Origin of the sequence: Pantoea vagans (assembly GCF_001506165.1) — a bacterium.
GTDB classification, from domain to species: domain Bacteria; phylum Pseudomonadota; class Gammaproteobacteria; order Enterobacterales; family Enterobacteriaceae; genus Pantoea; species Pantoea vagans_C.
In genome coordinates this window covers 13,461-27,977 of the sequence record NZ_CP011427.1, presented here as the reverse complement: position 1 = coordinate 27,977, position 14,517 = coordinate 13,461, and the positions used below count along the sequence as shown (strand labels likewise).

The following is a 14,517-nucleotide window of genomic DNA, read 5'->3' as shown; positions in this document are numbered from 1 at the left end:
CTTGTCACGCAAACAGAACACCGACCAGTATCTACCTCTTAGGCGTTATTTCAAGCCCGTGATGCGCCGGGGATTTATCCCAGCAAATTGACCACGGCAAAACCGGCAAAAGTCATCAACAGTGAACCGATAACATGCACCATTACGCTCGACATCGCCCAGAGGTACTTCCCGGTTTGCAGCAAGCCGACAATTTCTGCGGAGAAGGTGGAGAACGTGGTTAAGCCGCCGCACAGGCCGGTGACAATCAGTAACTTCCAGAAAGGATCGATGTGCGGGTTACGCACAAAAAAGGCCAGCGCCGCGCCAATGATAAAGCCGCCCACCAGGTTTACCATCAAAGTGCCCGGCGGCAGATTAGGGAATAGCGCATTAAAACGCAGCGAGATCAGCCAGCGCAGCGAACAGCCCACGGCACCACCGAGCACAACAGCCAGTAACGACTTCAACATACTTTTGGAGCTCCTGAAATGAGTTACGCGCAGGGCCGCGGCAGGACAGAAAAACGCCTGACACACCGCCGTCTCCCGCGCAGGGATACGAGTGTTGTCAGGCGTCATCAGCCGTCTGTTTCCAGAACGGCGGTTGGGGAAGGTGGCACGCCATCACCTTAGCGGCATGATAATACGCTGGCACAGCGGGGGTGACAATATCGGGCAACGATTGGCTTACCTTTGCATACGATTATGTTTTAACGTGGAGCCATCATGAGAGAGGAGATCCCAATGCGTACCCTGATTTTTGACACGGACATCGGTGTGGACGATGCCTTTGCGCTGGCCTACGCGGCGAAAACTCAGCAGTTGCTGGGGATTACCACAGTGTTTGGCAATGTGGCGGTTGGCCAGGCGGTGAAAAATGCCCGCCTGTTTTGCCAGAAGATGGGCATTGATGCGCCGGTGTATCGCGGCTGTTCGCGTCCGCTGGCACTGGCCCCCTCTGCGCCCGCCACGCTGCACGGCATCGATGGACTGGGTGATGCCTTCGACAATCCGCACAGCGAAGAGGCCCCCAGCGCGGTGCAGTTCATTATCGACAGCGTGCGTGCGCAGCCGCATGCCATCACGATTGTGGCGATTGGGCCGCTGACCAATATCGCCAGTGCCATCAACCAGGCGCCCGATATTATCCCGCTGGTGAAGGAGTTGGTGATCATGGGCGGTGCATTCGGCACCGACGGCCACTCCGGCAATGTATCGCCCTTCGCCGAGTTCAATATCTGGAAAGATCCGCATGCTGCCGATCAGGTACTGGCCTCGGCGCTACCGGTGGTGGTGGTGCCGCTGGATGTTACCCATAAGGTGTTGATCACCGGAGAGGAAGTGCGGCAGTTAAATCAGCCAGTGCTGAGCGCGATTTGCCGTCCGTATCTGGCTTACAGCTTGCAAAAAGAGGGCTTTGAGGGGATGGCGCTGCATGACACCTTGACGCTGTCATGGCTGGCATTGCCGCAGGCTTTTACGGTGACAGAAGCGCCAGTGCGGGTGGTGACCGAAGGCATTAGCCGCGGTCAAACAGTACGACGCCTGAGCGCCCTCGCCTCGCGTGAAGATCCGTTTGCCGGACTCCGCCCACAGCGCTTGTGCCTCGGCGTGGATGCCGAAGCGGTACGGGAACACTTTTTTGCGGCACTGCAAATGTAGGGTACCGAATAGATGTAGCCTCACAATGCCCTTCACCACTCCGCACCTTAGCTACGAAGCCAGCCGGACCCAAAGCGGCCCCGGCTGACGATATCTCATAGACAAAAGTAGCAAGCTGTAACCCCGATACGCCCAATCTCAGCGTGCGAATTGAATCACACCCTTAATCAGCTCGCGATTGTTAATCACTTCAGACTCGAAGGTTTCCGCCAGGGTCGAAAAATTGTAATGGCGATTTAGCATGATGTCGGCACGTAACTGCCCAGAAGCCATCAGTTCGCCGACTTTAGCGAAATCTTCATGGGTGGCGTTGCGACTGCCCAATACGCTGGCTTCGCGTTTATGAAACTCAATATCCGGGATCACCAGATCGCCTTTGTGCAAGCCAACAAACACGATGGTGCCACCGTGACGAATCAACTTCACCGCACCGTTCATCGCTGCCGGGCTGCCGGTGGCATCAATCACTTTCGCCGCCAGTCGCCCGCCAAACTCTGCCCGCAAAGCCGCGTCAAAATTGTCTGCCAGGGGATTGATCGTCGCTAACCCCAGTTTTTGCGCCACATGCTGACGGCGCGGTTCACTGGTATCTGCGACCACCACCTGCGCGCCCGCCGCCGCTGCAATCGCCGCGACGCCCAAACCGATTGGCCCAGCACCTACCACCAGCACCTGCTCATCCGCTGCTACCGCTGCGCGGCGCACCGCATGGGCGCTGATGGCAAAGGGTTCAATCAATGCCGCCGCTTCCGGCTCCACCTCATCCACGGCCAGCAGATTACTGGCCGGCACACTGAGAAACTCACAGAAGCCGCCGTCCTGGTGCACACCAATCACCGAGATATTTTCGCAGCAGTTGGTTTTTCCGCTCAGGCAGGCATCGCATTGCTGGCATGACACATAGGGAATCAGCGCCACACGCTGCCCCACCTTAAAGCCGTTTGCCCGGTTGCCCAGTTCAACCACTTCACCACAGAGTTCATGACCCAACACGCGTGGGTAGCTGAAGAACGGCTGATTTCCCGCCCAGGCGTGGATATCGGTACCACAAATACCGGCGGCGATGGGTTTAATCAAAATCTCGTGCGCGGCGGGCGTAGGTTTCTCACGCTGCTGCCACACCATGTTGCGCGGCTCGGCAACCACCAGGGTTTTCATTGTTGTCATGGGCTTCTCCTGTGCTGATGTCGCAGTTATGGCGAAAATCGGCGATAACCGCTTTTTGCACCTGCGGAAGTGTGAAGCAGCGCCATTTTTTTGGGCTTTGTGTGGTTTTTAATAAATAAAAAACCGGAGAACACGATGAGTCGAAGCCAAAATTTGCGCCAGAATGTCATTAATCAAATGCTGGAGGGCATCGCCAAACGTCACATCCGTTCTCCATTGCCACCGCAAGCAGCGCTGGCTGAAATGTTTAATATCAGCCGCACCACCGTGCGCCACACCCTGCAACATCTGCATGAACGTGGTGTACTGGATAAAGTCGAAGAGACCTACGTTATCGTACGCGATCCCAGCGAAGACGATGGTTTTAGCGCCCTCAGCCCGCCGATCGATCAGCAGGCGCTGCAGTTCGAGCAGACGTTTTTTAACCTGATAAACCAGCGCCAGCTGATGCCCGGCGACAGCTTTAGCGAGTTGCAGCTGGCACAGCAGGTGAAAGCCAGCCCGGTGGTGGTGCGCGAATTTCTGCTGCGCTTTATGCGTTACGATCTGCTGGAACCCGTTAAACGCGGGCACTGGCGCATGAAAAAGTTTGATCAGACTTACGCCGAAAACCTGTTCGAGCTGCGTGAGATGCTGGAAACCCATGCCCTGACGCGCTTTCTTAATCTGCCTTCAGAAGATGAGCGCTGGATTCAGGCACGTGACCTGCTAGATCGCCACCGGGCGATGCGCGACACCATTGCCAGCAACTATCGCCACTTTGCTGCACTGGATAAGGAGATGCACACGCTGATTCTTTCCGCCGCTAACAACCCGTTTTTCAATCAGTCACTGGAGATTATATCGGTGATTTTTCATTCGCATTATCAATGGGATGAGACCGATTTGAAGCAGCGGAATATTGTGGCACTTGAGGAGCATATGGCGATTCTGACAGCCTTGATCAGCCGCCGGGATGTGGAGGCGTTATGCGCCTTACATAACCATCTCGGCACGGCGAAGTCATCGATGATCCGCTGTATTCGTCAGTACAATTAAAAACCGATTAAAAACCACAAAGCATAAGCGCCCGCACGAATCTGAAACATCCTCGCAACATCCCGATCGGTTTACTTCTAGTCTCCAAAGCAATCCATTGTGGCAGCACCGTTTCGCTGCCGCAGGATCCCAACAGTTGATAACGATAAGACCCCATACCTGGGAGGTTGCAATGGAAAATACATCCGCACGTGGTCGTGATACCGCACCCGCACCCGTCGCCGACGGACAAGATTTTGTCCCGGCGCGCAGTGACGTGGTGCGCTCACCGCGCATTAAAAAGATTCAGGTGACGGCGATGTTGCTGCTGCTATTTGCCGCCATCATTAACTATCTCGACCGCAGCTCGCTGTCGGTGGCAAATATGACCATCCGGGGTGAACTGGGGCTGTCAGCCACCGAGATTGGCGTGCTGCTGTCAGCCTTTTCGCTGGCTTACGGTTTAGCGCAGCTGCCCTGTGGTGCACTGCTTGATCGCAAAGGGCCACGCATCATGCTGGCACTGGGGATGTTTATCTGGTCACTGTTCCAGGCGGCGGCCGGTCTGGTGCATAACTTCACCCAGTTTGTGCTGGTGCGTATCGGGCTCGGTATCGGTGAAGCGCCGATGAACCCGTGCGGCGTTAAAGTAATCAACGACTGGTTCAACATCAAAGATCGCGGTATGCCGATGGGCATGTTTAACGCCGCCTCGATGATCGGCTTATCCGTTGCGCCTCCGATTCTGGCCGCCATGATGTTGGTAATGGGCTGGCGCGGCATGTTCGTCACCATCGGCGTGCTCGGCATGTTCCTCGCCATCGGCTGGTATCTGATGTATCGCAACCGCGATAACAGCAAGCTGAGCGCGGAAGAGATCCACTATTTGCAGGCGGGCAGCGTGGCCTCACGCAAAGAGCCGCTGAGCTTTGCCGAGTGGCGTGGCCTGTTTAAGCAGCGCACCATGTGGGGCATGATGATTGGCTTCAGCGGCATTAACTACACCGCTTGGCTGTACATTGCCTGGCTGCCGGGTTATCTGCAATCCACTTATCATCTGGATCTGAAAAGCACCGGTTTGCTGGCGGCGATTCCATTCCTGTTTGGTGCAGCTGGCATGCTCTTGAATGGCTATGTGGTGGATGCACTGGTGCGTCGCGGCATGGATGCGGTGAAAGTACGTAAGGTGTCGATTGTCAGCGGCATGCTGCTGTCTGCGGCCTTCACGACTTTCGTCACCCGCGCCACAGATACCACCAGCGCCGTTACCTTGATCGGTATGGCCCTGTTCTGTATCCACTTTGCCGGGACATCGTGCTGGGGCTTGATTCACGCCAACGTCACCGCGCGTATGACGGCTTCAGTAGGCAGCATCCAGAACTTCGCCAGCTTTGTCTTCGCCTCGTTCGCCCCGGTGATCACCGGTTGGGTGCTGGATACCACGAAGTCGTTTAGCCTGGCGCTGATGATCTGTGCCGGTGTGGCGGTGGTAGGTGCGCTGGCGTATTTGGTGTTAGTGCGTAAACCGATTACGGATGGGGTGTAATCCAGGTGCGCATTAATGCGCACCCTACAGCGATCTCACGTGATTTCGTAGGGTCGGCATTTATGCCGACCTGGTAAAAAACCGCGTTTCACACTGACGTGCAATTTCCCATAACTTATTGCGAATCACCTGCTTTAACTGCAACGTTGACTGCGATTGCGGCTGATCGCGGCGGCTGATCAGCATCACTTCAAACGGCAGCGGCTGTGCCACTGGCAGTAATTTCAGTTGGTCGGCATAGCGGCAGGCGGTGAACAGATCCACCACGCCGACACCGCCGCCCGCCAGCACCATATCCGCAATCACCGAGTAGGTTTTAATCGACAGTGACACCGCCGGGTCCAGACCTTTATCACGCAGGGCGCGATGCAACACGCGGCCCAGCGGGTCATGATTCTGCATCATCAACAGGTTATTGGCGCACAGCCACTCCAGCGTGGCGGGGGCGTTATGTGTGTGGTGCTGCGGCAATAACGCCACCATTGAGGATTGAAACAGCGGCTCCGCGAGCAAATCGGCATCCACCTGCTGACCAAACACCAGTGCAAAATCGAGCTGATTATCCATGATCATCTGGCACAGCGTACTGAAGTGCTCAGTCACTAACTCCACGCTCACCGACGCCGCTTGTTGACGCCAGTTCACCAGCGCCGGGGCTAACACCATCTGACCAAAAGCATGTGCCGCACCGACACGGACAATTTGTCCCTCGCCGCGTCGCAGCTGCTCGGTTAGCTGGGTAATCGACTGCAAACGCTGGTAGAGATCTTCCACTTCCGGTAACAAACGCCGCCCTTCTGCGGTAACAATCATCCCTTGCGCCCGCCGCTCAAACAGCGCGAAACCCAGTTGCTGTTCTGCATGATTCAGCACCCGGCTGACATTCGGCTGCGACACATTCAGCAATCGCGCCGCCGCACTGATGCTGCCGGTCTGCACAATCGCCTGAAACACCTCAATATGACGCAGCCGCATGATTATTCGCCCCAGGTGGCTTCGAGCACTCGCAGCCAGTTGCCGTGGCAGATTTTTTCCAGCAGCTCACGCGAATAACCGCGTGCCGCCAATGCGTTGACGATCAACGGGAAACCGGCGACATCTTTCATATCCCCCGGCATGGTCGCGCCATCCAGATCAGAGCCAAAGCCCACGCCATCTTCGCCCACTTTTTCCAGCAGATATTCCACGTGCTGCACGATGGCATCAACGGTGGTCGGCGCATGACGGTCGCCATCTTCCCGCAGGAATGGCACCGCGAAGTTGACACCAACAAAGCCGTGGGTTTCTTTGATCGCCGCCAGCTGGCGATCGGTGAGGTTGCGCGATTGCGCGCTAATGACATGGGCATTGGAGTGGCTCGCCACCAGCGGTGCATCACTGATTTCCGCGGTATGCCAGAAGCCTTTTTCATCCATGTGCGACAGATCAACCATGATGCGGCGGCGGTTACAGTCGCGCACCAATTGCTTGCCCGCTGCCGTCAGACCGTTGCCGATATCCGGTGATGAGGGGTAAAGGAACGGCACGCCATCACCAAACTGATTCGGACGGCTCCACAGTGGCCCCAGGGTACGTAAGCCGCTGGCATAGAGAATATCCAGCAGCTCACCATGAGTATCGAGCGCTTCGGCCCCTTCCACATGCATCACCACCGCCAGCACGCCTTTCGCCATGCACTCGCGAATGTCGCGCGCGCTGCGGCAAATTTTCACCTGCCCTGCAGAAGCCTGCTCAATACGCAGCAGCAGCGCCAGCATCGAAAAAGTCGCCTCACGCGCAGCGCCAATAATTTCCTGAGGAAAATCTGAGAGGTCTGGCGCACTTCTTGCAATCAGAGGATGTGACGGCACCCAGGTGGCAAAAATCCCACCTACCATATTTCCTTGGCGGATACGGGGAAGATCCATTTGGCCACGGCCGGTGCCCTGCAGAAATGCCTGCACCGCATCAGGCTGATGGTGCTGCCACAGTTTATTGAGCACATCGTTGTGACCGTCAAAGACCGGTATGTCGAGGTTAAGCGTGTCAGACATGTTGTATCGGTTCCAGGTTCGGGAGAAAGCGCAAGCGCTGCCAATTAGCGGGGCAGGTTGCACCAAAAAGAGGCAAGCATTCAAGCGTGAAACAAATGACTTAATCCCATTATTAATCCCCCTGCACACGGGGAAAGTCAAGACATAAAACAGCAAAATAAAATAATTTAATTTTAATAATCAATAACTTGGAGTTGTCATGGTAACCAGAAGACGTTTTCTCGCAGGATGCGCAGCCGTACCTGCTTTTTCCTACCTCAGCCTTAACACTGCATTTGCCGATACCCCACCCAGCATGTTGGTGATGGCCATGCAGCTCGACAACATTACCAGCCTTGACCCGCATGAAAGCTTCGAAGCCACTGGCGGCCAAATCTGCGGCAACATGTACCAAAAGTTGGTGATGCCCGATCCGCAGCACGCGGAAAAAATCGTCGGCCAACTGGCCAAAAGCTGGGATGTCAGCAGCGATAACGGCACTTACACCTTCCACCTCGATCCAGCGGCAAAATTCGCCGACGGTACGCCACTGACGGCAGAAGACGTCGCCTATTCGATTGAACGTATCGTTAAACTGGATAAAAGCCCGGCCTTTATCATCAACCAATTTGGCTTCACCAAAGACAACGTCACCCAGATGGTGACGGCGAAAGATGCCCATACCGTAGAAATGAAACTTGGCGCACCGGCAGCAGAAACCTTCCTGCTGTATTGCCTGTCCGCCACTGTGGGCAGCATCGTGTCGAAAAAAGCCTGTGAAGCCAATCAGCAGAACAATGACTTTGGTAATGCCTGGCTGAAGCAGCACAGCGCCGGTTCGGGTGCTTTCACTCTGCGCACCTGGAAGGCCAGTGAGACGGTGATTCTTGAACTGAGCCCGCAATATGCCGCGCAGAGCAAGATTAAGCGCGTGATCCTCAAGCACATTGCTGACCCAGCCGCGCAGGCGTTGATGGTGAAGAAAGGCGATGTCGATGCGGCCTACGACCTCACCACTGAACAACTTTTGCCGCTGAAAAACGACAGCAGCGTGTCTCTGGTAAATCAATCGCTGTCGGCCATCATGCTGATGTCATGCAACACCAATAACGAATACCTGAAAAAACCTCAGGTGTGGCAGGCCCTGAAGTGGGCGCTGGACTACGACAGCATCCAGAAAAACATTCTGTCGATGAGCTTTATCACCCATCAAAGTTTCCTGCCGAGTGGCTTCCCCGCCGCGCTGGACGACACGCCATTCCACAAAGATGTGGCCAAAGCCAAGTCACTGCTGGCAGAAGCCGGTTATCCGAATGGCTTTGAGATCACCCTCGACCACTACTCCATGCAGCCTTATCCAGATATTGCCCAGGCCATTCAGACGCAGCTGGGTGCGATTGGTATCAAAGTGTCGCTGATTGCCGCCGAGAACCGTCAGGTGTTGACCAAAATGCGTGCCCGTCAGCATCAGTTGGCGCTCACCGTGTGGGGTGCAGACTATTTCGATCCTAACTCCAACACCGAAGCTTTCTGCGTCAATACCGATAACAGCGACAACGCACGTGCACGCACCCTGGCATGGCGCTGCAGCTGGTCTGATGACGAGTTTAACAAGCTGACAGAACAGGCGTTGCACGAGCCGGATCCGGCCAAACGCATCGCGCTCTATCAGCAGATTCAGCAGTTAGGCCGTGAGAAGAGTCCGTTTATCTTCATGATGCAGAAAACCAAAAATATCGCCTGCGGCAAGAATATCAAAGATGTACACATGACCGTGCTGGAGCAGTGGCCGTATGATCAGGTGAAAAAAGCCTGATGCCAATACTGAAAAAAATCGTCAGCACCTTGGGAAGCCTGGTGCTGACGCTGTTTGGTTTGTCGGTTCTGACCTTCTTTATTGGTCGTGTGATGCCCACCGATCCGGTGCTGGCGGCGGTAGGTGATAACGCACCGCAGTCGGTAGTGGATCGTGTGCGGGTGGAAATGGGGCTGGATCAGCCCCTGTACATCCAGTTTGGCCATTACCTCAACCAGCTATTACATGGTGATCTGGGGAGATCGGTTCTGACGTCGAACCCGGTCACCACCGATATTGCGCGCTTCTTCCCCGCCACCATGGAGCTAGCCACGGCCGCAATCATTATCGCCGCACTGATCGGCATCCCGCTCGGCGTGTGGGCGGCAGTGCGGCAGAGCACCTGGGTGGATCAAACCATTCGCGTGGTGTGTCTGGCAGGACACTCGCTGCCGGTGTTCGTGCTGGCGTTACTCAGTCTTCTGGTGTTCTACGCCGTGTTGGGCATCGCGCCCGGTCCAGGTCGGCAGGACATCATCTGGCAGGATATGGTGCCGCAGGTCACCGGATTCCTCACCATCGACTCACTGCTGGCAGGTGAGACCGATGCCTTCTGGGATGCGCTGGCGCACATGGCCCAGCCGGTGTTAATCCTCGCTTACTTCAGCATGGCCTACATCACGCGTATGACGCGCACCTTCATGCTCAATGCATTGAGCGGCGAGTTCGTGATTACCGCGCGGGCCAAGGGATTGTCCTCACGCCGGGTGATTTGGCGGCATGCGTTTCCTACCGTGGCCGTGCAGCTGGTGACCGTGCTGGCGCTGACCTATGCCGGTTTGCTGGAAGGTGCGGTGGTGACGGAAAACGTCTTTGCCTGGCCTGGTCTCGGCCAGTATCTCACCACTTCTCTGATGAACGCCGACATGAACCCCGTAGTGGGTGCAACGCTCCTGGTGGGCACGGTGTATGTGCTGCTCAACCTGCTGGCTGACCTTCTTTATCGACTTTGGGACCCGCGCGTAAAATGATTTTCTTCTCTCGTGACTGGTTGTTGGATGACACACCTGCGAATCGCCGTCAGGCGGTGTGGGGCCGTCGTTATCGCCTGTGGCTCAGTCTGCGCAGCAACCCGCTGGCGATGGCCGGATTAGCGGTGATTGCCGTGATGCTGCTGCTGGCGCTGTTTGCTCCGTGGTTAACGCCGTTTGACCCCAGTGTTCAGCATCTGGAAAACCGCTTAGCTGCGCCGTCTGCGGCTCACTGGCTCGGCACCGATGAGCTGGGCCGTGATGTCTGGACGCGTATTATCTACGGCGGACGTACCACGCTGGGCATGGTGATCGCGGTGGTACTGCTGACCGCCCCGCTCGGCCTGCTGATTGGCTGCATCGCCGGTTATGCCGGGGGCATTGTCGATAAAGCCTTGATGCGTATTACCGATATCTTTCTCGCCTTTCCGCGTTTGATTCTGGCGCTGGCGTTTGTCGCCGCCCTCAAGCCCGGCGTGGAGAGTGCGATTCTGGCGATTGCCTTAACCGCCTGGCCGCCGTATGCCCGTCTGGCACGTGCAGAGACCCTGCAATTCCGCCACAGCGATTTTATCGCTGCCAGCCGGCTGACCGGTGCCTCGCCAATGCGCATTATCCTGCGCCACATTATGCCGTTGTGTGTGCCGAGCCTGATTGTGCGCATCACGCTGGATATGAGTTCCATCATCATCACTGCCGCCAGCCTGGGCTTCCTCGGTATGGGCGCACAGCCCCCTTCGCCAGAGTGGGGCACGATGATTGCCACCGCACGCCGCTTCCTGTTCAGCGAATGGTGGGTGCCGCTGATGCCATGTATCGCGATTTTCCTGACCTCACTGGCGTTTAACTTTCTCGGCGACGGTCTGCGTGACGTGCTGGATCCCAAGGAGCGCTAAATGTTGGTGGAAATTGAAAACCTGCGTATTGCGTTTCGCAGTCGCACTGAAACCTTTGAAGCGGTCCGCGGCGTGAGTTTTAGCGTCGGCCGCGAGAAGTTCGCCATCGTTGGCGAGAGTGGTTCGGGCAAATCCCTGACCGCACGCAGCCTGATGCAGCTCTTGCCCGGCAACGCCGAAGTGAACGCCGATGTGCTGCGTTTCGATGGTATTGATCTGCGCGGTGCCAGCGAGAAAGTGCTGCGTCAGATTCGCGGTAAGCGCGTGGGCTTTATCCTGCAGGACCCAAAATATTCGCTCAATCCGGTGATGACCATTGGACAGCAGATTGCCGAAGCCTGGCGCGAGCACAAGGGCGGCAGCCGCAAAGCCGCGATGCTGGCGGCGATTGACCTGCTGGAGCAGGTGAAGATTCGTGATGCAGCCGCAGTGGCGAAACGCTACCCGCATGAAGTGTCTGGTGGCATGGGCCAGCGCGTGATGATTGCCATGATGCTGGCACCGGACCCGGAATTGCTGATTGCGGATGAACCCACCAGCGCACTGGACGCCACGGTGCAGGCGGAGATCCTTAAGTTGATTGACGATCTGGTGTCGGCGCGCGGTATGGGGTTGATCCTGATCAGTCACGATCTGCCGCTGGTGTCGCACTTTTGCGATCGCGTGGCGGTGATGTATGCCGGACGTATCGTCGAGCTGCTGGAGGCCGGGCAATTGCAGCAGGCGCAGCATCCGTATACACGCGGGTTGCTGGCCTGTTTGCCGTCGTTGAAACATCCTCGCGAGCGTTTACCGGTACTACAGCGCGATGCGGCGTGGCGGGAATAGCGTCATATCAGGCCGCATTGATCCGTAGCGGCGCTATTTATCGCGCGTATCGGCAGCCATGGCGTGGCTGCCAGATGCGCAATAAATTGCGCCGCTACCGATTGCATCCCTATTTATCAGGTGATTTAAACAGGCAACTCCATGATTCAAATCGATAACCTACGCATTGCCTTTGGTGCGCACCAGGTGGTGAAAGATGTCAGCTTTGCCGTCGCGAACGGCGAAAGCTTTGGCATGGTTGGCGAAAGCGGCTCGGGTAAATCCACCATTTTACGCGCACTTGCCGGGCTAAATGCCGACTGGCAAGGCAGTATGCAGTTTGGCGGCATGCAGCTGAGTGCTAAACGCAGCCGCGCCTTCTATCGCCAGGTGCAGATGGTGTTCCAAGACCCGTTCGGTTCGCTGCATCCGCGTCAAACCATTGATCGCATTCTGCATGAGCCGTTATTAGTGCATCAGCTTGATCGCGCGGAGCAGCGCATCAGCCAGGCATTAAGTGAAGTTGGCCTGACTGCCGCCGTGCGTTTCCGCTACCCGCATCAACTGTCGGGCGGCCAGCGCCAGCGTGTGGCGATTGCCCGCGCCCTGATCGCCGAGCCAGAAGTACTGCTGCTGGATGAACCGACCTCCGCACTGGATGTGTCGGTACAGGCCGAAATCCTCAATTTACTCAGCGATCTACGCTCTGAGCGCAAACTCATCTACATTATGGTGACGCATAACCTCGCGGTGGTGACGCATCTGTGTCAACGCATTGGGGTGATGCAGCAGGGTGAGATGGTGGAGCAACTGAGCGCAGAGGATTTGCGCGCGCGACGCATCCAGCATCCGCATACCGCTCAACTCTTCGATCTCAGCATGACGCTGGAGGAACCGGCATGACCGCAAACTGGCAACAGGCCGCAGAGGTGGCACAACAGATTACCCAAAGCTGGCAGCAACCAGGCGCGCCGGGCGGCGCGGTGGTGCTGTTTGATGCCCATCAGATTCACTCCACCCACTGCGCCGGGCTGGCCGATTTAGCCCAGCAAACGCCCTTCAGCGCCGACAGCGTGGTGCGTTTTGCCTCGATCACCAAGCATCTGTTTGCCGCTCTGGTAACCGGGCCAGGCCGTCGCTACATGCAACTGGAAGATACGCTGGCCCAACATCTGCCGCAGCTGACCGGGGCTAACGGCCAGATTACCGTCGGCCAGGCGCTGGATATGAGTAGCGGCTTGCCCGACGTGCGTGAAACCCTGTCGCTGCTGGGATTGTCGGTGTACAACGCCACCAGCGCCGCAGAGTTACTGGAGTTTATCGCGCAGGAAGGCGACCTCAATTACACGCCCGGCAGCGAGATTTCATATACCAACACGGGCTATCGCCTGGTGGAGGAAGCGCTCAAAGCCAAAGGCGTGTTGTTCAACGATCTGCTGCAACAGTATGTGTGTGAGCCGCTGGATATCAATTTGTTCGCGCCGGAAACCTGGTTTGATGTCGTGCCGGGGCTGGTGCCGGGATACTGGCAAAACGGCGCACAGTGGCAGCTCGCCAGCGCCGGTTTGCATCTTTCTGCCTCTGGCAGTGTCACGGGCAGCATCCACCATCTGACGCGCTGGCTGCAAAGCCTGCTGGCAGACAACGGCACAGGCGCGGGTGTGCTGCAACGCCTGACCGCACCGCGCAGCCTGAATGATGGCCGCATCAGCGGCTATGGGTTGGGCATCACCAGCACCACGTTGGGCAGCCAGACGCTGTTTGGTCACGGTGGATCGCATGCCGGATATAAAAGTTATTTCCTGCTGCACCCGGAGCTGAAACTGGGTGTGGCGATTGTCGCGAATCGCGAGGATGTCGCGACCTCGGAAAGCGCCCTGCGCGTGATGGCGGCGCTACTCAATCGCACCCTGCCGGAGAAAGGGCACGATCTTACGCCTGGCCTGTATGTGGCGGAGGACGCCGCCGACTGGCTGGAGATCAACGGCGTGACCGCAACCTGGCTCGGTGCGGGTGAAACCTTATGGCGTGCCGATGCGCATGGCGATGCGGTCTCACTCTCCAGCACCTTCCCGATGCAACTACGCCATGAGGGTGCAGCGATTGTCGGTGAAATTGGTCATGCACCACGTCGGTTTGTGCCGGTGCAAGCAGACCGTGCCAGCCTTGAGCAAATGCAAGGCCGCTGGTTTGCACAGCCGTGGCGCAGTGAAATGGTGATTGAAGGCGACAGTCTCATCATGGGCATCGGCCCGGCGGCGATACGCGCCAGTTTGCAATCGCTGGGTGGGGGGCGGGTGTTAGCCACCGCGCAGGATGGGCCGTGGGAGAAGCGGTTTGTGATATCGCGCGAAGGCGAGGCGCTGAGGCTGCAGTTGAATCGCAGCCGCGTGGTGAGATTTTTACAGACAGCTCGCCCAAAATAATTCGAGTTGCAGCACAAAAGTGCCTTACGGCGCTTTTGAACAGCGCTTGCGCTGGCCCGCAGGGTGAGGCCGAAGGCCGAATCACGCGGCAAGTGGGAGAATCCCCAGGAGCTTACATGAGTAAGTGACTGGGGTGAGCACACGCAGCCAACGCAGCTGCGGCTCGAAGTATGACGG

The 14,517-nt window shown here is 57.0% G+C and carries 13 protein-coding genes and 1 riboswitch; of the genes, 9 read left to right on the top strand and 4 right to left on the bottom strand.

Annotated elements, in window-relative coordinates; all coding sequences use genetic code 11:
* Positions 1–74: 74 nt before the first annotated feature.
* Complete coding sequence (gene crcB, locus LK04_RS00125) at positions 75–452, bottom strand: fluoride efflux transporter CrcB (protein WP_039333080.1); 378 nt, start codon at positions 450–452, stop codon at positions 75–77.
* Between the two features lie 91 nt (positions 453–543).
* A riboswitch (Fluoride riboswitch) is annotated at positions 544–619 on the bottom strand.
* Positions 620–725: 106 nt separating this feature from the next.
* Here crcB and LK04_RS00120 point away from each other — a divergent pair.
* Positions 726–1,643: a nucleoside hydrolase gene (locus LK04_RS00120; protein ID WP_059109753.1), complete on the top strand. Its 918-nt coding sequence runs from the start codon at positions 726–728 to the stop codon at positions 1,641–1,643.
* A 138-nt stretch (positions 1,644–1,781) separates the two neighbouring features.
* On the opposite strand, the gene LK04_RS00115 is transcribed toward LK04_RS00120, so the two are convergent.
* Positions 1,782–2,810 carry a zinc-binding alcohol dehydrogenase family protein gene (locus LK04_RS00115; RefSeq protein ID WP_039333327.1) on the bottom strand — a complete coding sequence of 343 codons (1,029 nt, stop codon included), beginning with the start codon at positions 2,808–2,810 and terminating at the stop codon, positions 1,782–1,784.
* Between the two features lie 135 nt (positions 2,811–2,945).
* Between LK04_RS00115 and LK04_RS00110 the strand changes: the two genes are divergently transcribed.
* Together LK04_RS00110 and LK04_RS00105 are read left to right on the top strand one after the other, a co-directional pair.
* The gene (locus LK04_RS00110; RefSeq protein ID WP_039333329.1) at positions 2,946–3,848 is read left to right on the top strand and encodes a GntR family transcriptional regulator; all 903 of its coding nucleotides are present in this window, start codon (positions 2,946–2,948) and stop codon (positions 3,846–3,848) included.
* A gap of 172 nt (positions 3,849–4,020) precedes the next feature.
* Entirely contained in the window at positions 4,021–5,373 is a 1,353-nt protein-coding gene (locus LK04_RS00105; RefSeq protein ID WP_039333331.1) for an MFS transporter, read from the top strand.
* Positions 5,374–5,433: 60 nt separating this feature from the next.
* Here LK04_RS00105 and LK04_RS00100 read toward each other — a convergent pair whose 3' ends face one another.
* Both LK04_RS00100 and LK04_RS00095 read right to left on the bottom strand, forming a co-directional pair.
* Positions 5,434–6,348, bottom strand: a complete 915-nt coding sequence (locus LK04_RS00100; RefSeq protein WP_039333333.1) for a LysR family transcriptional regulator — start codon at positions 6,346–6,348, stop codon at positions 5,434–5,436.
* Between the two features lie 2 nt (positions 6,349–6,350).
* The gene (locus tag LK04_RS00095) at positions 6,351–7,406 is read right to left on the bottom strand and encodes a dipeptidase (RefSeq protein ID WP_039333335.1); all 1,056 of its coding nucleotides are present in this window, start codon (positions 7,404–7,406) and stop codon (positions 6,351–6,353) included.
* A 199-nt stretch (positions 7,407–7,605) separates the two neighbouring features.
* On the opposite strand from LK04_RS00095, the gene LK04_RS00090 reads away from it, so the two are divergent.
* The 6 genes from LK04_RS00090 to LK04_RS00065 all read left to right on the top strand — a co-directional run bounded on the left by LK04_RS00090 (position 7,606) and on the right by LK04_RS00065 (position 14,340).
* Positions 7,606–9,201 (top strand): ABC transporter substrate-binding protein, encoded by a 1,596-nt coding sequence (locus tag LK04_RS00090; RefSeq protein WP_039333338.1) that lies wholly within the window; start codon positions 7,606–7,608, stop codon positions 9,199–9,201.
* Entirely contained in the window at positions 9,201–10,211 is a 1,011-nt protein-coding gene (locus LK04_RS00085; protein ID WP_039333341.1) for an ABC transporter permease, read from the top strand. The genes LK04_RS00090 and LK04_RS00085 overlap by 1 nt, the downstream gene beginning before the upstream one ends.
* On the top strand, positions 10,208–11,107 hold the full coding sequence (locus LK04_RS00080; protein ID WP_039333344.1) for an ABC transporter permease: 900 nt from the start codon (positions 10,208–10,210) through the stop codon (positions 11,105–11,107). Before LK04_RS00085 ends, LK04_RS00080 begins: the two co-directional genes overlap by 4 nt.
* Positions 11,108–11,935, top strand: coding sequence for an ABC transporter ATP-binding protein (locus tag LK04_RS00075; protein WP_039333346.1), 828 nt, complete (start codon positions 11,108–11,110; stop codon positions 11,933–11,935).
* A 141-nt stretch (positions 11,936–12,076) separates the two neighbouring features.
* Positions 12,077–12,817 (top strand): ABC transporter ATP-binding protein, encoded by a 741-nt coding sequence (locus tag LK04_RS00070; protein ID WP_039333348.1) that lies wholly within the window; start codon positions 12,077–12,079, stop codon positions 12,815–12,817.
* A complete protein-coding gene (locus tag LK04_RS00065) occupies positions 12,814–14,340 on the top strand; it encodes a serine hydrolase domain-containing protein (RefSeq protein WP_039333350.1) in 1,527 nt (508 codons plus the stop codon). Before LK04_RS00070 ends, LK04_RS00065 begins: the two co-directional genes overlap by 4 nt.
* Positions 14,341–14,517: the final 177 nt, after the last annotated feature.